This window comes from Photorhabdus aegyptia (genome assembly GCF_000612035.1).
Lineage (GTDB): Bacteria > Pseudomonadota > Gammaproteobacteria > Enterobacterales > Enterobacteriaceae > Photorhabdus > Photorhabdus akhurstii.
The window spans coordinates 1-25,184 of record NZ_JFGV01000020.1 but is presented as its reverse complement, the minus strand read 5'-3'; the positions used below and the strand labels follow the sequence as shown (position 1 = coordinate 25,184).

The following is a 25,184-nucleotide window of genomic DNA, read 5'->3' as shown; positions in this document are numbered from 1 at the left end:
TTCAGAACGCTATATACTTCTTATTTTCTACAACATACTTCCTATTTTCTACAACACCTGAGAACAATAATGAAAAAGTTCCTTATCATTTTCATCGCTATCTTTGCATTTGGTTCAATTGGCGGCGTATTCTTAGCGGGCCTTAATATGTACACCCGCTCAACCACACCGCTAGAATCACCAACCAATCAACAGCAAGAAACCACTACAGCACCAATACAACAACAATAACGGGCTGTAACACTTATATTTTATCCATTTATCTTCGTGTCAAGTGAGGGACCCCATGAATAACGCATATTTTGTCACTCCACAATGGTTAAAAGATCATCTTGATGATGAGAATATTGTCATCCTTGATGCAACCGCCCCACCGCCACCGCAACAAATTGATTGCCATAAACTTTGGCTGGATACTCATATTCCCGGCGCCCAATTTTTTGATTTAGACAAAGTTGCCAATCATCAAAGTGGATTGCCCCATATGCTGCCCGATCCGCAAACTTTTAGTCAGGCTGTTGGCGCAATGGGCATTAGTGAAAATCATTTAGTCGTGATTTATGACCAAGGCAATATGTTCTCTGCCCCTCGCGCGTGGTGGACATTTAAGATATTCGGCAGCCATAACGTCCGTATTCTTGATGGCGGTTTACAAGGCTGGCAACAGGCAGGATTGCCAACAGAATCAGGTGAAGTGAAACGCAATCCGCAAATCTTTAATGCCGATTTCGATGCTGACAAAGTGAAATCCCTGGAACAAATTCTGGATTCGCTCAATGATCAACAGATCCAAGTTGTCGATGCCAGAGCAACAGACCGTTTTCAAGCCAAAGCGCCAGAACCGCGCCCTGGCTTAAAAATGGGCCATATTCCCGGTAGTAAAAACGTTCCGTGGACCATGTTAGTAGAAAATGGTCATTTTAAATCAGCAAGTGAAATGACAGATATTTTCCATAAACAAGATGTCGATTTAACCAAACCTGTCATCGCCAGTTGTGGATCAGGTATGACCGCTGCCGTTTTGGTGCTAGGTTTAGATATCATCGGCAAGAAGGATGTTTATTTATATGATGGCTCATGGGCTGAATGGGGAGCAGACAATAATACCCTACCACTTGAGAAATAATTAAATACCATAGGGCATATCCACTCTATGCCCTTTAATTAATAACACCCAATCAAATCATTTTCGTACCGTTATATTTCAAAACCCCATTTATTAATTTCATTTCCCATTCTCATTTAATATTATTTTTTATCAATCATAGTTACATTAAATAATGAAATAAATATATTTATAAATTTAAATATTATTATTATCAACTTAAAATTCAACTCTGTTTTTTATTTAAAAATAAGATTAAGATACTATGCCAACAGGGATTATATTTAGAAGAAACACATGAGGAGATCGACACCAAGCAAGGTTAAAAACTGATTTATTTTTATTTAAATATTTATCTGCCATACGTTTTACCAAAAAGAAATAAAAATAAAATATTCTTATGCGATGGGTTATAAAAAGTTGGATATTGATACTTTTACCAGAGCATAATATTAAAATTTATATTATGAAAATGGAGATTAAAAATGACTATTTCTCTTAAAGATCAAAGAATAAATCTCGCGCTCAGCTTTATCAGTGGTGCAGGAAGTATAATAACCGAAAAACTAGAACCGACTATAGTTGCGGAAAACATTCAAACATCATTGGAAAAGAGCAAAGTAACCGCCAATAGATTCTCTGTTATTTGGGGACCCGCTGTTTTTCGTGTTGATAATGGAAAAAACACTAAAAATAATAAGGACGACCACGTTTTATTTATTGTAAAAAATCGCAAAATTCCCCATGATTATCGCATCGTTATCCGTGGATCATGGTCTGATGTTAACTGGCAGGTTGAGAACTTTGCTGTACACGAAACTGTAAATTGGTCACTTTGGGATCAAAATATCCCTGAAGAGTTTAAAGACGCTAAGATCTCTTATGGAACCCACATCGCATTAGACTATATTGTTAATCAAGTAAAAAGTAACAATATTCCTGGTTATGGAGAATCACTCATTGAAGCAATTAATAAAATTGCTGCGGAAAAAGGTATTCATAATATTACCATCACCGGCCACAGTTTGGGTGGTATTCTCGCTTCTACCCTTGGATTATATTTAAAACGCTTATACCTTAATAAAGGGAATAACAATATTCGTATTCATGTTTGCTCTTTTGCCAGCCCAAATACCGGTAATGATGTTTTTGCCTCTTACATTAAATATGTCTTTAACCACACGTCAGCAACCAGCTATAAGAGCCATTTCTTAAGGGTCCATAATCAAAAAGATGTCATTTCCCTCATCTGGAATCTGGACGGATTAGAAAAGATTCCAACTATCTATGAACCATTAATTAAATTAGATGAAAAATTAATTGACAGATTTAAAAAGATTGTTCTGCTTGTGAAAGATAAGCGTTACACCAAACTCACGCCAGATTTATCTTTTACGGCACCTATTTTAAAATTAGATCTCAATAAGCAAGTTGTTTTTCAACATATTAAAGCCTATGCCAACCAATATGGCATGAATTTAGTGGAGGTTAATGACGGTACTAAACCACCTATTGATGATCTTGTGGTTATTAATAGTAATCTATCTCAAGATATCGTCGCTTATTTCTTACGTATACCTCTGCCTGATGGTAATATTAATGCAGAATAAATTTATTATGCTTTATCTATATTTTATATAAAGTTAATGGAGCCTTATTACAAAGGTTCCATTAAAAAACAATTTAAATATAATAAAATCACCTCCCCCATATATCATTAGAATATCACTAGATTTATAATCATTCCCAATGATATTATTCACAGAGATAATCTCAACACTATTTACATATTATCATCCTTAAGAAAAACATAACCCAAAAAGATAGCAATAATATTCCAACGTAATTATTCAATACATAATTCTAGTCGTTTACTTTTAATTGCAAAATAAATAATTCATATTTTTGTCAAATTAGATAATATCAGAAAACCCATGTAATCATTTGACAGATTTGAAAGTTATTATTAACTTTAAGTTTAATTCTGTTTTTGTCCAAATAGAAGAGCAAAAGAATTAAATATTGATATTTAAACCGATACCACGCATTAACACTTATTACATGAAAAAATAAGGAGTAAAAATGTCTATTTCTCGTGAAGATCAAAAAATAAATCTTGCGCTCAGCTTTATTATTAACTCTGGAGGTATAAAAACTAGCAAACCAGAACCGGGCATTGTCTCGGAAAATATCCATAGATCATTGGAAAACAGTAAAGCAACAGCAAATAAATTCACTATCATCTGGGGGCCCGCGGTGTTTCGCGTTGATGACGTTGACGGGAAAAAAAGCGTTATAGATAAAAAGGACGATCACGTTCTATTCATTGCACAAAATCTCCATGACCCAAATGACTATCGCGTGGTTATTCGGGGATCATGGTCCGATATTAACTGGCTCAATGAAGATATTATTGTCTGTAAGACTCAAGATTGGGCACGATGGGATTCAAGATCACCTGAAAATGCCAAGATAGCCTATGGCACTGACATGGCATTAGGCTATATTCTTAATCAATTGAAAAGCAACAATCCTCCAGGTTATGGAGAATCACTCACTGATGCTATTGATAAAATTGCCCTGAAAGAAGGGATACAAAATATTACTATCACAGGACACAGTTTAGGAGGCGTACTATCTTCTACCATTGGTTTATATCTAAAGAGACGGTATCTTGATAAAAGAAGCAACAATATTCGAATTAATGTTTGTGCTTTTGCAGGCCCAACTGCTGGTAACGATGCTTTCGCATCCTACTCTGAATCTATTTTCAATGATATATCAGTAGCCGGTTACAAAAGTGATTTTCTGAGAATTCATAATAGTACAGATGTCGTTCCCTTAGCCTGGCATATAAAAGGTTTGGAGGAAGTTAAAGCTATCTATCCAGTGTTAACTGTCACAATTGATGCTCTTATTGTCTCTGTCCTTGATAAGAATTACACGCAAATTTCCCCAGATCTCCCTATTAATTCACAGATTCCAATATTACCAATAGCGTCGTTTGATGATTTACTGGTTAATATTGGCAATCAACATATTCGTGCCTATACCAAAGAGTATGGCATGAGTTTCATCACCATTGATGATAGTTCAAATATACCGACTGATTACGATATTGTTGTCGTTAATGATAGCCTATCCGAAAGTATCATTGATCTCTTCAAATTTTTAACCAAGGATAGAATTAGTATTACATAACTTTATTCCATCATGTAAAATATAAGTGGAGCCTTTATTAAAGGTTCCATTCATTGCAATAAATGACTTTCCATAAGCGACATTATACACAAAGTAATTTCATATAATCTTTCAAAGATGTAATGATATTTTCATGGAATTATTTGGCACATCACTTTTATCACCTATTTTTAATTTCGTAATAAATAATTTACATATCGCCAAATAAAATAACATTAAAAAATCCTTTGCACACATTTGACAGATTTAAAATTCATTATTAACTTTAAAATTAACTATATTTTTATTTAGACGGAAGATTAAAAAATTTAAACCTTGATGTTTGAGTCCAAACATCAGATCAATACTTATGATATGGAAGAAATAGACGGGGGTAAAAATGACGATATCTCTTGAAGAGCAAAAATTAAATCTCGCGTTAAGTCTTATTATCAATTCTGGAGAAATTTCTGACAAACCAGACAAAATAAACATCATTGAGTCTGATATTAATAAATCACTTAAAAGCAGTAAGACAACGGCAGATAAATTCTCTATCGTTTGGGGACCGGCAGTGTTCCGTATTGATGACAAATACCATGATAAAAAATATGATCACGTTGTAATGATTGTGAAAAATACCGACAATCCAAGTGATTATCGCCTTGTTATTCGAGGAACCTGGTCCCAGATTAATGCGATTGATGAAGATCTTCTTGTAGCTACAACTGTAGACTGGTCAAATTGGGATACAAATATCTCCCAAGAGTTTAAAGACGCTAAGATCTCCTATGGAACAGACTTAGCATTAAAGTCTCTTATTAATGGCAAGCCTCTTAATAAGGATTACGTATCACTAATCGATGAAATTGATAGAATTACCACAGAAGAAGGAAAAGATAAGATACTGAATATTACCGTCACGGGACACAGTTTGGGCGGTTTACTCGCTTCTACTATTGGTTTATATCTTAAAAGGCGCTACATCAACAACAACAATATACGTATTCACGTTTGCTCCTTTGCAGGCCCCACTGCCGGCAATGATATTTTCGCATCCTATTCTGACGCTTTTTTCAAAGGAACATTAAGCCCTAACTCTTATGAAAGTCATTTTCTGAGAATTCATAATAATCATGATATCGTTCCCTTGGCATGGGCTATCGAAGATTTAAAGAAAATTAAGGCTATCTATCCACATATAGCAATCGAAGTATTGGTTGATGCCGCTATTTTTTTTGTCCTCGATAAAAATTACACCCAGATCTTCCCAGATTACTCTTTTACTATAAAGATTCCAGACTCCATTCACGGCTTATTTAATAAGATAGGTTATCAACATATCGATGCATATCCCGAAGGCTATGGCATGAGTTTCATTCGAATCGAGAATGGTCCAGAGATACCGACTAGTTACGATATTGTTGTGGTTAATGATAGTCTATCCGAAAGGATTATTGATCTCTTCAAGTTTTAAACCAAGGATAAAATCGATATTACATAACTTTATCTTATTATGTATATATTTTATTTAAATGGAGCCTTTATTAAAGGCTTCATTAATTTCAATAAATTATAATTGAATAGAGCAAATAAATTATTTTTACTACCTATCACTAATTACAGTAATTCACTATCACTCACTTTGTAGATACCAATATAAATTGTTTTTCTTAGATAATATATAGCCACACCCTTCACGTTATCATTCCCAATAGTTAATATAATCTTACAAAAGCATAGCATAATTTTTATCAATTATTTCAAAGTTCATAATAGATAATTTATTTTGTTAAATAAAATAACTTTAAAAAATTATATACTCTCATTTAACAGATTTAAAGATTATTATTAACTTTTACTCTGTTATTTAGATAAAAACCCAAAATATTGATCATTGATGTTTAAGCTAACACATCAGATCAGCATTCATTATATTAAAAATTGGAAACAAAAATGACAATTTCTCTTGAAGATCAAAAAATAAATCTCGCGTTAGGCTTTATTATTAACTCGGGGAGTATAATAACGTATCAACCAGAACCGGCTATCGTTTCAGAAAATATTCAAAAATCATTAGCAAGTAGTAAAGCGACAGCCAATAGATTCTCTATTGTTTGGGGACCTGCTGTCTTTCGTGTCGGTAGTGTTGATGTTAATAAGAAAAAGAGTGTTACAGATAAAAAAGATGATCACGTTTTATTCGTTGTGAAAGATCTCAACAATCCAAACGATTATCGAATTGTTATTCGTGGATCATGGTCTGCTGTTAACTGGTTTGATGAGAACTTCAATGTAGGTACAACTGAAAACTGGTCAATTTGGGATTCAAAAGCCCCCAAAGATGCTAAAATTTCAAAAGGAACCCACATAACCTTAGACTATGTTGTCAACCAAATAAAGAGCAATAACCCACCTGGTTATGGAGAATCATTGATTGAAGCAATTGATAAAATTGCTCTGGAAGAAGGCGTACATAATATTACTCTTACAGGGCACAGTTTAGGCGGTGTGATGGCCTCTACGCTTGGTGTGTATTTAAAGAGACGTTATATTGATAAAGGAAATAATAATATTCGTATTCATGTTTCTTCCTTTGCTGCCCCAACTGCCGGTAACGATGTTTTTGCATCTTATAGTGAATCTGTTTTTAATGGAACATTACTCTCTAGCTATAAAAGTAATTTCCTCCGGGTCCACAATCGCAAAGATATTGTCACCCTCGCCTGGAGTGTAAAAGGATTAGAAGAAATTAAGGTTCTCTATCCAATATCAACTTTAATCGTTAACGGTTTTATCTCAGTCGTGAAAGATAAGAATTACACTCAACTTACGCCAGATTTAGCTTTTACTTCACCTGATTTAAAGCCTTCTCAAGGTTTAATTGAAAAACTAGTATCTCGACACCTTGATGCTTATGCCAAAGAGTATGGCATGAGTTTTACTGTAGTTAATGATCGTTCTAATCCACCGACTGATTACGACATTGTTGTGATTAACGATGGTCAGTCTCGCAATATTAGAAACTTCCTCTCATCTATCATTCAAGATGAAGATAATACCTGTTAATTTCATCGTATTGACTCTTTTTATAACTTAACCAAAATGGAACCTTGATTAAAGGTTCCATTCTCTTCCCAACGCGCCCAGATCATTCATAGTAACCATTATCACATCAATTAAAATTTCTTTGACAAAAATATTACATAATGGTAATTAAATTCATTATCATCTAACAAGACAGGAGGAATCATTAATATTTCAATTAACACCTTTTGCTACTTTTTTATAAGACAGAACATTACAAAGGGAAACTAAAATGGAACCCCAAAAACTAGAAACCAAAAGATTAATATTACATCCTTTAGAAAGTAAGGATCATATACAAATTCAAAACATCTTTCCTCAATGGGAAATTGTTCGCTATCTTACAGCAAACACCCCGTGGCCCTTACCCAGATAATGGCGCCTTAGAATATATAAATAAGATTGCGCTACCATCAATGGCAAAAGGAAATGCATGGTTTTGGACTATAAGAAGGAAGGATGATCCATCAATAATAATAGGAATGATATCGCTATATGAGCAAGAAAATAATAATAGAGGTTTCTGGCTAGATCCACAATGGCATGGAAACGGATTTATGACCGAAGCAGTCCAAGTAGTTACCGATTTTTGGTTTAATACCCTAAATCGCAACGTACTCAGAGCACCTAAATCCAGCGACAATATTGCCTCAAAGAAAATATCAATTAAAAGTGGTATGCGATTAATAAAACTAGAAAATAGAGACTTTGTTAGCGGAAGAATGCCTTCGGAAACATGGGAAATAACTCGCGACGAGTGGAATAAAAATAATCCTCCAAAAGAGTAACAGTCTTACACATTCATGGGCATGCTTTGGTCTGAGCACTGCCCAAATTCACCTTTCAAAGAGGCAGCTTGAAAGATAACGGGTATATCACACCAAAGAGATCACATGCGCTATATCAGCAGATGTTTTTAACTTTCTTATCTCCTCAAACAGCGTTGTTGCCTCTTCATATTCCTTGCGCAAATAACCAAGCCACTGTTTAATCCGGGCAACATGATATTGCCCGGTATCACCCTGCTTTTCCAACCGGATATATTTTTGCAGTAGTTGAACAACATCCTGCCAGCACATTTTTGGCTCGTTATATTTCACCACTCGGCTCAAATTAGGAACATGAAGCGCCCCTCGCCCAATCATGACAGCATCGCAGCCTGTCACACTCAGGCAATCCTGCGCACTTTGCCAATCCCAAATCTCACCATTAGCGATAACCGGAATAGCAAGACGTTGGCGAATTTCACCAATCGCTTGCCAGTTAATACGCTCCGCTTGATAACCATCCTCTTTCGTTCGCCCATGAACCGTAATTTCCGTCGCGCCCGCCTGTTGTACCGCATCAGCAATTTCGAATTGCCGATCACCACTATCCCAACCCAAGCGAACCTTAACCGTCACAGGCAAATGAGCAGGTACCGCTTCACGTATCGCTTTTGCCCCCTGATAAATCAGTTCAGGATCTTTTAGCAACGTTGCCCCGCCACCGCTGCCGTTGACCGTTTTTGACGGGCAACCGCAATTTAAATCAACCCCATAGGACCCTAATTCAATCGCTCGTGCCGCATTTTCCGCCAGCCACTGTGGATATTGACCCAAGAGCTGAATCCGTACCAATGTGCCGGAGGGTGTCCGGCTTTGGTTACGTAATTCAGGACAAAGCCGATAAAAAGATTTTACCGGCAATAGGCTATCGACAACCCGTAAAAATTCCGTAATGCACAGATCATACTCATTAATCTCACTCAGAAGGTCCCTGACCAAAGAATCCAGCACACCTTCCATCGGCGCCAGTAAAACCCGCATTAATTAACCTCTGGCGCTCGGCGATTTATGAGATCCATCATGATTGCGGTTACGCTGACGCGAAGGCGCCCCAGAACGGCGATGGCTATTTTTCTGCCGATTATCGCCACGTGCCTGACGGCCATTCTGAATAGGTTCGGCCTTGATGGTGGGATCTGGCTCATAGCCAGGAATTGCCATACGAGGAATCTCCCGTTTTAGCAAACGCTCAATATCTTTCAACAACTTGTGCTCATCAACACAGACCAGAGAAAGGGCTTGCCCTGTTGCGTCTGCCCGACCAGTACGACCGATACGATGGACATAATCTTCGGCGACATTAGGCAATTCAAAATTCACTACATAAGGCAGTTGATCAATATCCAGACCACGAGCTGCAATATCTGTCGCAACTAATACCCTGATGCGGCCCGCTTTAAAATCAGCCAACGCACGGGTTCTCGCTCCCTGACTTTTGTTACCATGAATAGCAGCAGCCGTTACACCATCTTTATTTAACTGTTCCGCCAAACGGTTTGCCCCATGCTTGGTTCGGGTAAACACCAGAACTTGCTGCCAGTTACGGCTCCCGATCAAGAAAGAAAGCAACTCACCTTTACGCTTTTTATCGACAAAGTGAACAAACTGCTCAATCTGTTCAGAAGCAGAGTTACGACGCGCAACCTCAACACTAACAGGATCATGCAGTAATTTATTGGCTAAATTTTTGATATCGTCAGAGAAAGTTGCAGAAAACAGCAAATTTTGCCGTTTCGGCGGTAATTTATTCAGCACTCGGCGGATGTCATGAATAAATCCCATATCCAGCATACGGTCAGCTTCATCCAATACCAGAATCTCTACCCGCGATAAATCAACTGCGTTCTGATGTTCAAGATCCAGTAAACGCCCCGGCGTGGCGACCAAAATATCCACACCACCACGCAATTTCATCATCTGAGGATTAATGCTAACACCGCCAAAAACAACCAGAGAGCGCAATCTGAGGTATTTACTGTAATCACGTACATTTTCGCCCACTTGAGCAGCCAATTCACGGGTTGGCGTCAGGATTAATGCTCTGACCGGTCGGCGCCCTTTCACCTGAATAGAAGAATCATTTAACCGTTGCAGCATGGGTAAGGTAAAACCTGCGGTTTTACCCGTGCCTGTTTGAGCACTCGCTAATAAATCTTTACCTGCTAATACGACAGGGATTGCCTGCTGTTGGATTGGCGTTGGCGCCGAATAACCTTGTTCTTCAATGGCACGCAAAATATCAGCACTTAAGCCAAGTGATTCAAAATTCATAAATAAGAAATGCTCCAGACTTCACCATTCCTGAACGCTATTCAGGGGCAGTTTTATGGGAAGAAAATCAGACGTGGTAAATACCACAAAGAAAAAAACACAAACTGCAATGCGCCATATCTGAATTATTATATCAGATATACTTTCTGATGGTGCAACTAAAACTACAGCTATTTAGCCGGTAATTTTCATGATCCATAACATTTTTATGCAATTTACATTGATTTACTATAAGTATAGAGTTACCCCATGATTGATATTTTGTTTAAGTCTTTTGATTATTTGCAACAGGATGCATGTCCATGTCAGTCAACAACACCCAAACCGCCAGAGGCGAACAAGCCAAACAACAGTTACTCGAAGCAGCCCTTGAAATTTTCGGTAAATCAGGACTGACCGGTGCAACGACTAGGGAAATCGCATTACGCGCTCAACAGAACATTGCGGCCATAGCCTACTATTTTGGATCTAAAGAGGGGCTTTATCAGGCAGTCGCCCAGTATATTACTGATACAATCAAGAAGGAGTTCACTCATCTTTTTAAAGAGATTGATGATTTTTTTTCATCATCAACGACAGGTGCGCCGGAAAATATATTGAGATTAATTCACGAAGGATTTCTTGGCGTTAATCGTCTGATGATTGAAAAAGAGAGTATCAATATCAGCCGGATAATGGCCAGAGAGCAACTCGCCCCAACGGATGCCTATACTCTAATCCATGAGCAAGCGCTAGCTCCCCTCCATAATAGATTAAATAAACTGATTGCCAGCTATATCGGCGCCGATGAACATCAGCTCTCTACCATGTTGCATGCCCATGCGCTCATGGGAGAAATTCTCACTTTCAGAATGGCAAGGGAAACCTTATTACGTCAAACAGGCTGGAATAATATTGGGCCAGAAGAATATAAATTGATTGATCAGATCCTGATCCAGCATATTGATTTATTACTGAATGGACTGAAAAAACAGAATTCGAATAAATAAAATAACAGGGAATATCATGTACAACAAAAAAGTCACGCTGGCAATATTAGTGGTCGCCGTTGTTCTTGGCGCTATTTTAGGAAGTTACTATTATCAAGGTAAAAATGATAAAACTCTGACTCTCTATGGCAACGTAGATATACGTACTGTTAATCTGAGTTTCCGAGTTGGCGGCAAACTCGCCAGCCTGCAAGTTGATGAAGGCGATACCATTGCAGCTAATCAAGCAATCGGCCAACTGGATAATGGGCCATTTATTAACGCTCTCAATAAAGCGAAAGCCACTCGTGATAGCGCTAAAGCACGTCTGGCTATGATGGAAGAGGGTTATCGCACCGAAGAAATCGCCCAAGTCCGTTCGGAAGTTGCACAACGTGAGGCGGCCTGGCATTTCGCCGATAGTTTCTTCAAACGCCAACAAGGTTTGTGGCAAAGCAGAGTTATTTCAGCCAACGAACTAGATGATGCCAAAACTGACCGTAATCAAGCATTAGCGGCCTTACAAGCAGCAAAAGATAAACTGAACCAGTTCGAAACCGGTTATCGTAAAGAAGAAATTGCAGAAGCCAAAGGCCAGCTTGCTCAAGCCGAAGCGGCTGTTGCTCAGGCCGAATTGGACCTACAAGATACTCAACTGACTTCCCCCTCGCCGGGGACTATCCTAACCCGCGCCATTGAACCCGGCACCATGCTGGCGGCAGGCAATACGGTGTTTACGCTTTCTCTGACTGACCCGGTTTGGGTTCGAGCTTATATCAGTGAAAGCCATCTTGGGCAGGCAACGCCTGGACGTGAAATTTTGCTCTATACCGACAGCCGTAAAGATAAACCTTATCACGGCAAAATTGGCTTTATTTCACCCACAGCCGAATTTACGCCAAAAAATGTAGAGACTCCTGATCTACGTACCGATCTAGTCTATCGATTGCGCATTATTGTCACCGACCCGGATGAAGCCCTGCGTCAAGGTATGCCAGTTACCCTGCATTTTTCTGATTCAGACAAATAAGGGGCTGTCATGAGCAGCGCTGCATATACGATAAAGTTGGCAAAAGTCGAGAAAACTTTTCCTAACTTGAGTCATCCTGCGGTATCCAGCCTAACCGCTGAGATCTACGGTGGCTCTGTCACCGGCCTTGTCGGGCCGGATGGAGCGGGAAAAACTACGCTGATACGCATGTTAGCCGGCTTACTGAAACCCGATAGTGGTTCTATTGCAATCATGGGGCTTGATCCGATAAAAGATGGCGTACAAGTGCGTTTTGAATTGGGCTATATGCCGCAGAAATTTGGTCTGTATGAAGATCTCACCGTATTAGAAAACCTGAATCTGTATGCGGATCTGCGCGGCGTTCTGGGTGATGAACGTAAGAAAACCTATGAGCAATTACTCACGTTTACCGATCTGACCCGTTTTACCGGGCGACTGGCGGGCAAGCTTTCAGGCGGTATGAAGCAAAAACTGGGGCTGGCCTGTACTCTGCTTGGCAAACCCAAAGTTCTGCTACTGGACGAACCCGGCGTTGGCGTTGACCCAATCGCCCGCCGCGAACTCTGGAGGATGGTTCACGAGCTGGCAGATGATGGCATGCTCATCCTCTGGAGCACTTCTTATCTGGATGAAGCTGAACAGTGTCGTGATGTCCTGTTACTTAATCAAGGAAAATTGCTCCACCACGGGCAGCCACAAAAATTAACCCAAAAGATGTACGGACGCTCTTTTCTACTTGATACCAAACAGGATTCCCGTAGAAAAACACTGCAACACGCTCTTACCTTGCCACAAATCACCGATGGCGTGATTCAGGGGAAATATGTTCGTCTTATTCTCAAACCTGATGTCTCCCCGCAAGAATTGCTTAACCGGCTTGAACTCCCAGATGCTGAAATCATCAAAGCCGCCCCTCGCTTTGAAGATGCTTTTATCGATTTACTTGGTGGTGGTTCTACCCGCCGTTCAGAACTGGCAGAGATCATGCCACGGATTGCAGCTAACCCGACAGAAACGGTGATTGAAGCACAGGATTTAACTAAAAAATTTGGCGATTTTGCGGCCACTGACCATGTTGATTTTCAGGTGAAACGTGGAGAAATCTTTGGTCTGCTTGGCCCGAACGGTGCCGGTAAATCCACCACATTCAAAATGATGTGCGGGCTTATGGTACCTACTAGCGGTAAGGCACTGGTATTGGGAATGGATCTTAAAACCAGCTCCGGGAAAGCTCGCCAACATTTGGGTTATATGGCGCAGAAATTTTCTCTGTACGGCAACCTGACCGTTGAACAGAACTTGAAATTCTTTTCCGGCATTTACGGTCTGCAAGGACGCAAACAGAAAGAGAAAATTGACGGCATGATCGACGCTTTCAATCTCAAATCGGTTTTACATCAAACCACCGACCAATTGCCTCTGGGATATAAACAGCGCCTTGCCCTCTCCTGCTCATTGATGCATGAGCCAGACATTCTGTTTCTGGACGAGCCGACTTCTGGCGTTGATCCGCAGATACGACGCGAATTCTGGCTACATATCAACGGCATGGTAGATAAAGGCGTCACCGTTATGGTGACTACTCACTTTATGGATGAAGCTGAATATTGTGACCGAATAGGGCTGGTATTTCGCGGTAAATTGATTGCCGCCGGAACACCGGATGATTTGAAACAATTGGTTGCTACCGATGAAAATCCTGACCCATCAATGGAACAGGCGTTTATTGATCTGGTCATTAATTATGATGAGGAGCCACAATGAATAGCCCAAAGCAACATGCTCCACAGCAAGCTGTCCGTTTCTCTTGGTGGCGACTGAAAGCCCTTTGTGTAAAAGAGACAAAACAGATCTTGCGTGATCCCACCAGCGGATTAATTTCTATTGTCATTCCATTGATTCTGTTATTTATCTTCGGCTATGGTATTAATCTCGACTCCAGCACCGTCCGTCTTGGTATTCTGGTAGAGCAACAAAGTAAAGAGGCTCGTGAGTTGATACAAGCTTTTGCCGGTTCGCCCTATATTGAACCCAAAATCAGTGATAATCGTCAGCAATTAATTAATATGATGCAATCAGGAGAAATACGTGGGCTGGTTGTCATTCCTGTTAATTTCGATACGCAACTTGCCCGTTCTGATGGTAAAGCACAAATTCAGGTCATTACTGATGGCAGTGAACCCAATACCGCAAGCTTTGTACAAAATTATGCCAAAGGCGTATGGCAGATTTGGCTACAACAAAGAGGGCAAGATCAGGGCAACGCGACTAATCCATTAATTGATATGCAGGTCCGTTATTGGTTCAATCCGGCAACAATTAGCCAGCATTTCATCATTCCCGGCGCAATCACCATTATCATCACCGTGGTTGGCGCCATCCTGACGTCATTAGTGGTTGCCCGTGAATGGGAGCGAGGTACGATGGAAGCCCTGCTTTCTACCCAAATTACCCGTACCGAATTACTGCTTTCTAAACTCTTGCCGTATCAATTACTTGGTTCATTCTCCATGCTGCTCTGTATGCTGGTGGCAGTATTCGTGCTAGATGTACCCTACCGAGGCTCGCTGTGGATATTGTCTGCGATCACTAGCCTCTACCTGGCTACTGCTCTTGGTATCGGACTCTTGATCTCTACGGTGACACGCAACCAATTTAATGCAGCAATGATAGCGTTGAATGTCGCTTTTCTACCTGCAATTATGCTCTCCGGCTTCATCTTTGAAATAAACAGCATGCCCGCCTTCATTCAGGTAGTGACCTATTTCATCCCGGCTCGTTATTTTGTCAGTAGCTTGCATACGCTCTTCCTAGCTGGAAATATCAGCACGGTATTGATGATAAATCTATTATTACTGATCGCCTCCGCTATTGTGTTTATTGGCCTGACTGCATGGAAAACCCAGCGGCGTCTGGATTAAGAAGGAGTTAGCATGTTTTATCGTCTTTACACCTTGATTATTAAAGAATTGCAGTCTCTACTCAGAGATCCGCAAACGCGGGCCATCTTGGTTATGCCGGTTATCTTCCAGATGATCTTATTTCCTCTATCAGCAACCCTTGATGTAACTAACGCGACTATTGCTATTTTTGATGAAGACAAAGGTAAAGCCTCTATTGAACTCACCCAACGGCTGGCAAAATCAAAGGCATTTCCTGACGTGATGTTGCTGGATCATTCACAAGAAATTCAACCGGTAATCGATCACCAAAAAGCCTTACTACTGGTACGCTTCCCACAAGATTTCAGTGCTAAGATTGCCAGCCATGACCCGGTTTCTCTCCAGGTATTACTGGATGGACGCAATTCTAACAGCGCTCAAATTGCAGCAGGCTATATCCAAGAAATTGTCCTTAACTATCAACAGGAACTGATCGGTAATCTGCCGAAGACCAATAATAGCGAGTTGGTGATCCGCAACTGGTATAACCCTAACTTAGATTATAAATGGTTTGTCGTCCCCTCTTTGGTGGCGCTGATTACCACGGTTGGGATATTAACGGTCACCGCGCTGTCGATTGCGCGTGAAAGGGAACAGGGAACGCTGGACCAGTTACTGGTTTCACCCATGACCACCTGGCAGATTTTCATTGGCAAAGCGGTTCCTGCGGTGATTGTCGCTACCTTTCAGGCAACTTTAGTGTTAGCTATTGGTATCTTCTGCTATCAAATTCCTTTTTCTGGTTCACTCGCGCTGTTTTACTGCGCTATGCTGATCTACAGTTTATCGCTGGTGGGATTTGGCCTGTTAATCTCCTCTCTTTGCTACACTCAGCAACAGGCGTTTATTGGTGTATTTGTCTTTATCATGCCCGCCATCTTAATTTCCGGTTATATTTCTCCGGTTGAAAATATGCCCGGATGGTTACAAGACATCACCTGGATCAATCCTATCTGGCACTTTAACGACATCACCAAGCAAATTTATCTCAAAGATGCCGATTTCACCGTTATCTGGCGGAGTCTATGGCCTCTTTTGGCTATTACTGCCACAACCGGTAATCTTGCTTATTGGTTATTTAGACGGAAGATTGCTTAAGTCAAAGAATAGAAATGAAATATATAACCTACCACCAAAATATCGGTGGTAGACAGGTTACGAACAATCAGAGTATTTTTATACAAACATTAACCAATTGAGCCGGTATCAAGGAAAACCAGACTTTAACTTATACATGACAATAATCATTTCTCAGATTTTTTATTAACTTTATAAAACAGAAATAGTGAAAATGATGATAACACTATTATCGTTAAAGGTAGAATATAAGATTCTTTATATGAAAAAAGACCGGTTATACCACCAACAAACGCGGCTATGATTTGGTGAATAAAACCAATTAATGCCATCACAGAAGAACCTGTTACAGATGTGTTATCTGAGGCAATAGATAAACTGATCGGATAGTTTATCGCTTGCCCAAGAACAACTAAGGAATAAGCACTATATAGTATAATCTCCAGAACGCCCCCCACAATACTCCCAACAAACATAACCACACCACCAATAAGAATTAAAATTATTCCTATTTTCATGAGATTAGTTCTACCGCAATATACTATGTATCGATTTAAAATTATCGCTCCAAGTAAATAAGATATACTGATTGGAATGCCTATAATACCATATTGGCTTTCAGACCAGCCAAAATTAAACTTAAAAATCAATGGGGCCATAATATTGAATGATATAATTGCACCATAGCCAATTCCACCAATGAAAACCGCACATATATAATATTTATTTTTTAACAAATTGATATAGTTATATACTGAATTTTCTTCATTTTTACTGTGATTATATTTTTCCGATGGCAACAACAGCATTGAGATTAATGATCCAAAAGCCAAAACATAAAATATAGATTTCCACCCCAGAGTAGTCAGTATAACAGAACCTATCGATTGCCCAATTCCCAAAGAAATGACAAATGCTATAGATAAGTAAGATAATGCTTTTGCCAACTCATCTCCTCTAAAATTATCACGCAAAATTGATCTGGCAATAACAGAAACTCCACCGGCTCCAACTCCCTGAAAGAATCTAATTAAAATCAAAGAATAAATATTAGTTGATAGCGTCACACCAATACTACATGCAAATAATATAATAAGAGCAAAAAACATTGACTTCTTTTTCCCAAAAATATCACATATTCCCCCCCACACCAGCATTAATGAAGCCATTCCAATTAAGTATGATGAAAGCATCCATGAAGTATGATTTATATTTAAGTGTAGGTCTGACGCGATTTCAGGTACAGCAGGGAGATATATGGTCATACCAAGTTGGGCTATAAAAATGGATATACATGGTATTAATAATAATTTTTTTTTCATTTTTATGAACCGATAATTGTTTTGTACACTTGGAAAATGATTTTAATGAGAAGATTTAATATGGGGTATGAGATTTTTATCCCCTCCCCACAATAAAATTATCTTCTTTACGCTACACTTATTAGGGAGTTTAAAGTGGCACTCTCTTGATATAAGGACTCTCTTAAGAAATCAGTAATTAAATAACAAAATCGTTTAATTAAATCACTATCCATGTCAGCTCTGAGAGTTACTCTAATTGCAGCCCGCCCTTGAGGAACGACAGGGAAAAAAACTGACGATGTAAAAAAGCCATTTTCAGCTAGAAATGCAGCCGTTTTATTTGCCAACGCAGCATCACCACATTGAATTAATCGTATTGCAGTCGAACTGCCAAATTGATCTGTAGTGATTAAACTGTCAAATAATTGTATATTTTTTTTCAATTTTTCCTGAAGCTCTTTAAGCTCAGGCTTGTAATGTATCCTAATTGAAGCTCTTCCAGCTCCTATTGCCGCTGAATTTAAGCTCTGAGACCAATTACTCGGGCCACCATAGCGATGAATGAGTTTCTTTTGATTACGGCTGCCCAACATGACTAAACCACCACTGGCTGCAAATGATTTAGCCAAAGAAGCAACGATAATGGAGTCTTCATCCAGCTCCTTAATATGTGACCTTACATATCCACAGCCTTTATCTCCTATAGCAGATAAAGCATGTGAATCATCCAAGTAGGTGAATAACCCATATCGTTCTTTTAAATACATTATTGAACTTATGTCAGCAACACCCCCCATACTATATACACCGTCTGCCACATAAACTACTTTCTTATGTATTTTACATATATCTTCAAGATAACCCATATCGTTATGTGGAGCTGTTATCACCTCGGTTTCATCAGCACATGACGGTTTTAAATGGTTCATAGAATAATGAGAATATTTGTCAAATACCATCACCGGGTTTACGTTTCCAGTGAAAACACCCGATGCAAGCAAAGGCAATATACCTGAACTTGCAGAACTACATGATAATGTACTTAAACATTCGGCATTAAATAACGCTGACAATTCCTGTTCATAATCTTCCAAGATGGAAAGTTTACACCTATTCTTCGAGTTAGGTATGCGAAGTGACCCAGTTTCTTTTATCGCGTCTATAGCACCATTTAATATATCTTTATGATAATCTAGACCAAGATATGATGTAGTACAGAAATGATGAAAATCTCGGCCATATTGGTCTGTCATATAATTTATACCAGATACCTTTACATCTAAACCTGATATCTTATTATTTTCTGCATTTTCCCAATCATTTTCTGAGATGTTAATAATTTTCTTGTAATTTATAAATTTATTATTATTCATATAATAAATCCCATTGAATTCTCTTGTGAGAATATTGTGAATCATGGCTCCGATGTAATAAATTTTCCCTTTGTAGCAATTTATATTATCATAAAAAAATCAAAAATCAATTAATCATAAATAATTCATATAAAAATACATATTAACCATTATAATTACGCCACTTATTTTATAATAACAAAAAATTATTATATTTGGAGTAATAATGCCTCAGTAAATAGCCTGAGATTTGCTTAAAGCGCCTGAGGCATAATCAAAGTTTTTGCTAAAGAAAACAAAATTATGGAGATCCTCAGGCATATCTAAAATTGCTTATACATTCCAACATAAAAAACCGAGATTGAATTTATGGGATTGTGATATCGCTATTTTTAAACAAAGCTGAGGTTAAATATGAATTACGTGGAGTTAATCCGCATTCAAGACATGCTTCATAGGCATTTCTCACCATCAACTGCTAAACCAATTTAAAAGAATCATTCGGTATAAAAAAATAACCACACCAGTTATTTAGATATTATTGATTCCATAAATACTTTTTTAACATAAGCATCAGCACAATTCATAAAAATATAATCGTGAATTTTTAGATCAATAAAGCAATATAATTCTTTGTTATTAGAAAATAAACCCAAAACTCAGTGTAGCTAAAATTACTTTAGCTACACTGGAAAATATCAATTAACGGCGATCGCCAAAAATACGCAACAACATCAAGAACATGTTGATAAAGTCTAGATACAGCGTCAGTGCGCCGACAATCGAGAATTTACGCAAATTCTCCTTGTCATTCACATCCAGATCTTCACCCATCTCTTTCAGCTTCTGAGTGTCATAAGCGGTTAAGCCCGCAAAGATAACGACACCAATGTAGGTTACCGCCCACGTCAACGCTTCACTCTTTAACCATAAGTTAATCAGAGAAGCCAAAATGATGCCGATCAGCCCCATAAACAAGAAGCTACCAAGGCCACTCAGGCTACGTTTGGTGGTATAGCCGTAAAAACTCAGCGCACCAAACATCCCCGCCGTCACGACAAAAGTGCTGGCAACGGAGCCAATAGTATAGATAACGAAAATACTGGAAAGCGTCAGGCCGGTCAGCGCCGAATAGAGCATAAATAGCCCCGTGGCTAACGAAGCTCCCATACGGTTAATCATGCCAGAGAGGACGAAAACCAACCCAAACTGGGCAATAATCAACCCATAGAAGAGTACTGAGTTTGAGAAAATATATTCAACAATATCCTGATTTTGTGACACATACCAAGCCACAAACGCGGTTAACAACAGGCCACAAGTCATCCAACCATAAACCTGGGCCATATAAGTTTGCAGGCCGGTTCCAGCTTGCTGGATTATCGAACCATTAGAGCGTGGATATCGATCCATGAAGCTTACCTTTTATAACAATATTCAAAAATCCAGGTTGTTCAGTATCAACAACCCACTCAAGTTTTATACATTATCATAGAAAATAAACAAAACAATTAACTATTCAATAATTACTCATATAGCAATCTTTTTAATCAACTCTTTTTCGAAGCGCTTCGCAGAATTTAGCAAAAACTTTCATGACCAACGCCCCGCGGCTTCCTGATCACTTTCACGAGATTCAACCCAACGTTCACCATCAGGCAAAAACTCTTTTTTCCAGAAAGGCGCCTGCGTTTTCAAATAATCCATAATAAATTCAGCCGCTTCAAAAGCCATATGACGATGAGCGCCGGTTACACCGACAAACACAATCTCATCACCCGGATAAAGCGTACCAATCCGATGGATAACACTGATTCGCTGCAACGGCCAGCGACTGCGTGCTTCGGTGACAATACGCTGTAACGTTTTTTCCGTCATTCCCGGATAATGCTCCAATCTCAGCGCCCCGACATTATCGCCCAAATTATGATTGCGAACTTTGCCGGTAAACGTGACGATAGCGCCATCTTCATCACACTGCGCAAGCCATTGATATTCATCCCCTACATTAAAATTTTCCGGCCCAACTAAAATGCGGGTGTTTTTCATTGATCATTCCCCAGCATTGATCATCCCCCAGTCACTGGCGGGAAAAAAGCCACTTCATCACCATCCTGTAATGAGTGCCCGCCATGAACGAGAGATTGGTTTACCGCTGACAACAATTTTCCATCTTCCAACGCCAAGGCCCAACGCTCTCCCTTTGATATTAACGCCTTTCTCAACCCATCAACGGTTGTGTAACGATTATCGAGATCCAGTGAATCAGTACCTACCAGCTCACGTACCTGAGCAAAAAATAGTACTTTAATCATTATTCCGCCTTAAAATAGCCTAATTTCCCACCTATCTTCTCCAGCAAACGAACTGGCCCAATGACCATATCTTTCTGTACTGCTTTACACATATCGTAAATTGTCAAAGCCGCGACCGACGCTGCTGTCAGTGCCTCCATTTCAACCCCGGTTCTCCCGGTCAGACGACAACAAGATTCAATTCTGACCCGGTTATATTCTGTCTGGGCTTCCAACTGGATTTCTACTTTAGTTAGCTGTAATGGATGACATAGCGGAATTAATTCCCATGTGCGCTTTGCCGCCTGGATACCCGCTATTCTCGCGGTGGCAAATACATCACCTTTGTGATGGCTGCCATCAATAATCATTGCCAGTGTTTCCGGCTTCATTTCAACAAAAGCTTCTGCCCGGGCCTCGCGTGATGTTTCAGCTTTAGCGGAAACATCAACCATATGCGCTTCACCGGTAGAATTGATGTGGGTTAATTGAGACATTCTCAGCTCCTGAAAAAACAACAATATCTAGACGGTAAATTAACCGCCGATGACAGAAAGATTTGGGGTGATGCCGCTATCGCCTTGATGAAGAAAATGGGTTTCCCGTTTATGTCGCAATCCACCCTGAATACGCAATTTCAGATCACCGAGTTGCTCTTCATTTGCCAACAAATCACGTAGTGGTATCCCCTGTTCACCAAACAGGCATAAATGAAGATTACCTATTGAAGAAACACGTAACCGATTACAACTTCGACAAAAATCTTTCTCATAAGGCATAATCAGACCAATTTCTCCTTGATAATCAGGATGGTTAAAAACCTGTGCCGGTCCATCACTGCGTGAACGTTGAAGCAACTGCCAACCATCAAGCAACAGACGTTCCCGGATAGTTTCCCCCGAAATGTGGTATTGACGAAACATTTCTCCGCCGTCACCGGTTTCCATCAACTCGATGAATCTCAATTGAATTGGACGATCTTTTATCCAGTTCAAGAAAGCGGGCAAGCGGATATCATTCACATTTTTCATCAACACCACGTTGACTTTCACTTTATTAAAACCCGCCGCAAATGCTGCATCAATACCGCGCATCACCTGAAAAAATTTGTCCTGTCCGGTAATCGCATGAAACTGGCGGGGATCAAGCGTGTCCATACTGACATTCACCGCAGTTAAACCCGCCTGTTTCCACTGAGCAACATCCCGTTCCATTCGATAACCGTTGGTAGTTACCGCCAGGGTTTTAATCAACTTATTCTCACGTATGACGGAAATAATATCGGTGAAATCACGGCGCATGGTCGGTTCGCCACCCGTCAAACGGATTTTCTCTGTACCCAGATCGGCAAACGCTCGGCCAACAAGACGGATTTCGGATAATGTCAAAAAGGAGTGATGTCCACGGGGTTTATAACCCTCCGGCAGGCAATAAGTACACCGAAAATTACATACATCGGTAATGGATAGCCGTAAATAGTAAAATTTACGAGCAAAAGCATCTATGAGTTGTTCCACAATAACACCTTTCCAAACATGGGAGACGCAGGCATTTCTGCCTCACATCTTGGTGACTCAATGGTCACGGCCAAAACATCATATCGCTGTGTAAAAAGTGAGTTAGACGCAGAGGCTAGGAGTTAATTTCAACATCTGTGATTTACATTTCCACTACAAATTCTAGCGCTTAACAAAGGAAAATGCGAATACCTACTTTCGTTATATAATTGAATATACAATGAATTAGCCAGTAGCAGAACAAATCACAGGCAATTTCTATTGATGATTAATTAAAACATTGCGCCCAATCATAACGCGAGTTGGTTAATCGTGTTTTATAATAAATTACGTTAAAATTATTCGGTAAATATACGTTCAGTTAGCAACAGGAATTCTATGCGAAATCGCACATTAGCCGATTTAGATCGGGTAGTTGCTTTAGGTGGAGGTCATGGCCTTGGGCGCGTTATGTCCTCTCTTTCATCACTAGGCTCCCGCCTGACAGGCATTGTCACCACGACAGATAATGGCGGCTCAACCGGCAGAATCCGGCGTTCGGAAGGCGGTATTGCCTGGGGTGATACCCGCAATTGTTTAAATCAGCTTATTACCGAACCCAGTGTCGCGTCGGCAATGTTCGAATACCGTTTCGGTGGCAATGGAGAATTGGCCGGGCACAATCTGGGTAATCTGATGCTTAAAGCGTTGGATCATCTGAGCGTCAGGCCCCTTGAGGCGATTAATTTAATCCGCAGTTTACTGAAAGTTAATGCTCATCTTATTCCAATGTCTGAGCAGCCCGTTGACCTGATGGCGATAGATGATCAAGGCAACACCATTTATGGCGAAGTTAATGTTGATCAGTTGCACTGTATTCCTCAGGAGTTGATGCTTTATCCCCCCGCGACAGCAACAAAAGAGGCATTGGATGCTATTACTCAGGCAGATCTGATTATCATCGGCCCCGGCAGCTTCTTTACCAGTTTGATGCCATTGCTTTTGCTTGAAGATCTCACCCAATCCCTGCGCCGTAGCAATGCCAATATGATTTATATCGGTAATCTTGGCAAAGAATTAAGTGCCGCCGCTGCTGAACTGACACTGAAAGATAAGCTGGAAATAATGGAAAACAAAATTGGCAGCCGGATAATTGATGCGGTAATTGTTGGCCCTTGTACAGATATCAGCGACCTTAACGGCCGAATTATCACTCAGCAAATACTCGAAGCACAGGATGTTCCCTACCGACACGACCGTGAATTACTGCATCAGGCGTTAGAGAATACCCTGCAAAACCTTGGGTGACTGTCGCGGCTCCTTTATGACGACATTTCTACAACAACTGATGCTTTCCATTCACACCGGGCGTCAGAAAAATTTACCCAAAATCGCGGTTTATTTATCATGCGGAGAAAGAGCGGTATTTTCTGCCTTACGTAGCATCCAGAGACTGGAGTTCCAATAACAGGCAATAAATCTCTGCGGGTTTATTTTCAATGCTGGCCTTTTGCGACACCCTCGCATTAGGCCAGGATTTACGAGGCAATTGTTAAAAAAAGCCTTTTTTATCTATCAGCGTGGTTTTAAAAGCGGGTAAAAAGTCCGATGTCATGCTGACATTGGAAGAGAAAACGCAACTTGAAAGATGACGGGTATATCGGTAAATCAGTAATACTGCCCTCCACTTATTTTACATTTATCTAACCAGACATGACTATTTAAAAAGACAAACAGAGAAAGATTAAACATTTCATTCAACGGACTGATTTAACACAACGAATCAAAGTTTTCAGTAGTGTGATTAATGACATTTAGTCGAAATTCACTAACCATTAACCGAAGGTTGAAAAGCAGTAATCACGTAAAATAACATCAATAGAATAAACTGACATTCAAGTATTTTTTCACTATGTACTAGAAAACTATTTATTAGTGATTTAATGAAGAAAAAAACAAAGGGGGATGATTCATAAAAACCCACAGAATTGTCAGTAAAACCATCACTGACTACCCAACTAGAAAGCTGGTTTTTTTTCTGATTCAGAATGCCTTCTTCCACTTTGGCAATATTTTCTGGGGAATATTTTTTTAGCCCTTCCAGCTCATGACGGTGAAAACGCAGGTGAGAGCCAAACTCTTCGCGAAAATGGCGGTAACAGGCCAGAATGCGCTGTTTTTTCTCCGGGGTGTAGCCTTGTTTAAAAAACAGGGTAATCGAGAGACCCAGACGAGAAACGGTCAGCCCATCGCCATTGAGGAAGGTAAA

22 protein-coding genes, 2 pseudogenes and 1 riboswitch are annotated in these 25,184 nt (G+C 39.8%); of the genes and pseudogenes, 14 read left to right on the top strand and 10 right to left on the bottom strand.

All coding sequences use genetic code 11. From position 1 onward, the window contains the following. The first annotated feature begins 69 nt into the window (after nucleotides 1–69). The 7 genes and pseudogenes from BA1DRAFT_RS23755 (at nucleotide 70) to BA1DRAFT_RS08295 (ending at nucleotide 8,160) form a co-directional block, all read left to right on the top strand. Nucleotides 70–231 carry a hypothetical protein gene (locus BA1DRAFT_RS23755; protein ID WP_200868776.1) on the top strand — a complete coding sequence of 54 codons (162 nt, stop codon included), beginning with the start codon at nucleotides 70–72 and terminating at the stop codon, nucleotides 229–231. Nucleotides 232–286: 55 nt separating this feature from the next. Continuing rightward, nucleotides 287–1,126: a 3-mercaptopyruvate sulfurtransferase gene (gene sseA, locus BA1DRAFT_RS08320; protein ID WP_036777893.1), complete on the top strand. Its 840-nt coding sequence runs from the start codon at nucleotides 287–289 to the stop codon at nucleotides 1,124–1,126. Nucleotides 1,127–1,590: 464 nt separating this feature from the next. Further along, complete coding sequence (locus BA1DRAFT_RS08315) at nucleotides 1,591–2,715, top strand: lipase family protein (protein ID WP_036777892.1); 1,125 nt, start codon at nucleotides 1,591–1,593, stop codon at nucleotides 2,713–2,715. Nucleotides 2,716–3,187: 472 nt separating this feature from the next. Beyond that, complete coding sequence (locus BA1DRAFT_RS08310) at nucleotides 3,188–4,306, top strand: lipase family protein (protein WP_036777891.1); 1,119 nt, start codon at nucleotides 3,188–3,190, stop codon at nucleotides 4,304–4,306. Nucleotides 4,307–4,685: 379 nt separating this feature from the next. Beyond that, nucleotides 4,686–5,762 (top strand): lipase family protein, encoded by a 1,077-nt coding sequence (locus tag BA1DRAFT_RS08305; RefSeq protein ID WP_036777890.1) that lies wholly within the window; start codon nucleotides 4,686–4,688, stop codon nucleotides 5,760–5,762. A 479-nt stretch (nucleotides 5,763–6,241) separates the two neighbouring features. Next, a complete protein-coding gene (locus BA1DRAFT_RS08300) occupies nucleotides 6,242–7,354 on the top strand; it encodes a lipase family protein (protein ID WP_036777889.1) in 1,113 nt (370 codons plus the stop codon). A 250-nt stretch (nucleotides 7,355–7,604) separates the two neighbouring features. Then, nucleotides 7,605–8,160: pseudogene (locus BA1DRAFT_RS08295) on the top strand (GNAT family N-acetyltransferase). Between the two features lie 87 nt (nucleotides 8,161–8,247). Here the strand turns inward: BA1DRAFT_RS08295 and dusC are convergent. Both dusC and rhlE read right to left on the bottom strand, forming a co-directional pair. Further along, entirely contained in the window at nucleotides 8,248–9,180 is a 933-nt protein-coding gene (gene dusC / locus BA1DRAFT_RS08290; RefSeq protein WP_036777888.1) for a tRNA dihydrouridine(16) synthase DusC, read from the bottom strand. Between the two features lie 3 nt (nucleotides 9,181–9,183). Next, complete coding sequence (gene rhlE, locus BA1DRAFT_RS08285) at nucleotides 9,184–10,470, bottom strand: ATP-dependent RNA helicase RhlE (RefSeq protein ID WP_036777887.1); 1,287 nt, start codon at nucleotides 10,468–10,470, stop codon at nucleotides 9,184–9,186. Nucleotides 10,471–10,772: 302 nt separating this feature from the next. Here rhlE and BA1DRAFT_RS08280 point away from each other — a divergent pair, with 302 nt between their 5' ends. The 5 genes from BA1DRAFT_RS08280 to BA1DRAFT_RS08260 are packed head-to-tail and all read left to right on the top strand — an operon-like array spanning nucleotide 10,773 to nucleotide 16,490. Further along, nucleotides 10,773–11,459: a transcriptional regulator gene (locus BA1DRAFT_RS08280; protein ID WP_036777886.1), complete on the top strand. Its 687-nt coding sequence runs from the start codon at nucleotides 10,773–10,775 to the stop codon at nucleotides 11,457–11,459. Between the two features lie 16 nt (nucleotides 11,460–11,475). Further along, on the top strand, nucleotides 11,476–12,468 hold the full coding sequence (hlyD, locus tag BA1DRAFT_RS08275; RefSeq protein ID WP_036777885.1) for a secretion protein HlyD: 993 nt from the start codon (nucleotides 11,476–11,478) through the stop codon (nucleotides 12,466–12,468). Between the two features lie 9 nt (nucleotides 12,469–12,477). Beyond that, nucleotides 12,478–14,214 (top strand): ATP-binding cassette domain-containing protein, encoded by a 1,737-nt coding sequence (locus tag BA1DRAFT_RS08270; RefSeq protein WP_036777884.1) that lies wholly within the window; start codon nucleotides 12,478–12,480, stop codon nucleotides 14,212–14,214. Then, nucleotides 14,211–15,371, top strand: a complete 1,161-nt coding sequence (locus BA1DRAFT_RS08265) for an ABC transporter permease (RefSeq protein ID WP_036777883.1) — start codon at nucleotides 14,211–14,213, stop codon at nucleotides 15,369–15,371. Before BA1DRAFT_RS08270 ends, BA1DRAFT_RS08265 begins: the two co-directional genes overlap by 4 nt. A gap of 12 nt (nucleotides 15,372–15,383) precedes the next feature. Continuing rightward, on the top strand, nucleotides 15,384–16,490 hold the full coding sequence (locus BA1DRAFT_RS08260; RefSeq protein WP_036777882.1) for an ABC transporter permease: 1,107 nt from the start codon (nucleotides 15,384–15,386) through the stop codon (nucleotides 16,488–16,490). Nucleotides 16,491–16,636: 146 nt separating this feature from the next. Here BA1DRAFT_RS08260 and BA1DRAFT_RS08255 read toward each other — a convergent pair whose 3' ends face one another. The 7 genes from BA1DRAFT_RS08255 to moaA all read right to left on the bottom strand — a co-directional run bounded on the left by BA1DRAFT_RS08255 (nucleotide 16,637) and on the right by moaA (nucleotide 22,939). Continuing rightward, entirely contained in the window at nucleotides 16,637–17,791 is a 1,155-nt protein-coding gene (locus BA1DRAFT_RS08255) for an MFS transporter (RefSeq protein WP_036777881.1), read from the bottom strand. A 107-nt stretch (nucleotides 17,792–17,898) separates the two neighbouring features. Next, nucleotides 17,899–19,146, bottom strand: a complete 1,248-nt coding sequence (locus BA1DRAFT_RS08250) for an 8-amino-7-oxononanoate synthase family protein (protein WP_044467100.1) — start codon at nucleotides 19,144–19,146, stop codon at nucleotides 17,899–17,901. Nucleotides 19,147–19,827: 681 nt separating this feature from the next. Next, nucleotides 19,828–20,538 (bottom strand): Bax inhibitor-1/YccA family protein, encoded by a 711-nt coding sequence (locus BA1DRAFT_RS08245; RefSeq protein ID WP_036777880.1) that lies wholly within the window; start codon nucleotides 20,536–20,538, stop codon nucleotides 19,828–19,830. 180 nt (nucleotides 20,539–20,718) lie between these two features. After that, nucleotides 20,719–21,174, bottom strand: a complete 456-nt coding sequence (moaE, locus tag BA1DRAFT_RS08240; protein ID WP_036777879.1) for a molybdopterin synthase catalytic subunit MoaE — start codon at nucleotides 21,172–21,174, stop codon at nucleotides 20,719–20,721. Nucleotides 21,175–21,194: 20 nt separating this feature from the next. Then, nucleotides 21,195–21,440, bottom strand: a complete 246-nt coding sequence (moaD, locus tag BA1DRAFT_RS08235) for a molybdopterin synthase sulfur carrier subunit (RefSeq protein WP_036777878.1) — start codon at nucleotides 21,438–21,440, stop codon at nucleotides 21,195–21,197. Beyond that, complete coding sequence (gene moaC, locus BA1DRAFT_RS08230; protein ID WP_036777877.1) at nucleotides 21,440–21,916, bottom strand: cyclic pyranopterin monophosphate synthase MoaC; 477 nt, start codon at nucleotides 21,914–21,916, stop codon at nucleotides 21,440–21,442. The genes moaD and moaC overlap by 1 nt, the downstream gene beginning before the upstream one ends. A gap of 39 nt (nucleotides 21,917–21,955) precedes the next feature. Continuing rightward, entirely contained in the window at nucleotides 21,956–22,939 is a 984-nt protein-coding gene (moaA, locus tag BA1DRAFT_RS08225; protein ID WP_200868778.1) for a GTP 3',8-cyclase MoaA, read from the bottom strand. After that, nucleotides 22,926–23,070, bottom strand: a riboswitch (molybdenum cofactor riboswitch). It overlaps the preceding gene by 14 nt. 244 nt (nucleotides 23,071–23,314) lie before the next feature. Between moaA and yvcK the strand changes: the two genes are divergently transcribed. Together yvcK and BA1DRAFT_RS23510 are read left to right on the top strand one after the other, a co-directional pair. Further along, nucleotides 23,315–24,223: a uridine diphosphate-N-acetylglucosamine-binding protein YvcK gene (yvcK, locus tag BA1DRAFT_RS08220; protein ID WP_036777875.1), complete on the top strand. Its 909-nt coding sequence runs from the start codon at nucleotides 23,315–23,317 to the stop codon at nucleotides 24,221–24,223. Between the two features lie 16 nt (nucleotides 24,224–24,239). Next, complete coding sequence (locus BA1DRAFT_RS23510) at nucleotides 24,240–24,383, top strand: hypothetical protein (RefSeq protein ID WP_160169996.1); 144 nt, start codon at nucleotides 24,240–24,242, stop codon at nucleotides 24,381–24,383. Between the two features lie 504 nt (nucleotides 24,384–24,887). On the opposite strand, the pseudogene BA1DRAFT_RS24505 reads toward BA1DRAFT_RS23510, so the two are convergent. Then, nucleotides 24,888–25,184, bottom strand: a pseudogene (locus BA1DRAFT_RS24505) (type VI immunity family protein); the annotation flags it as partial.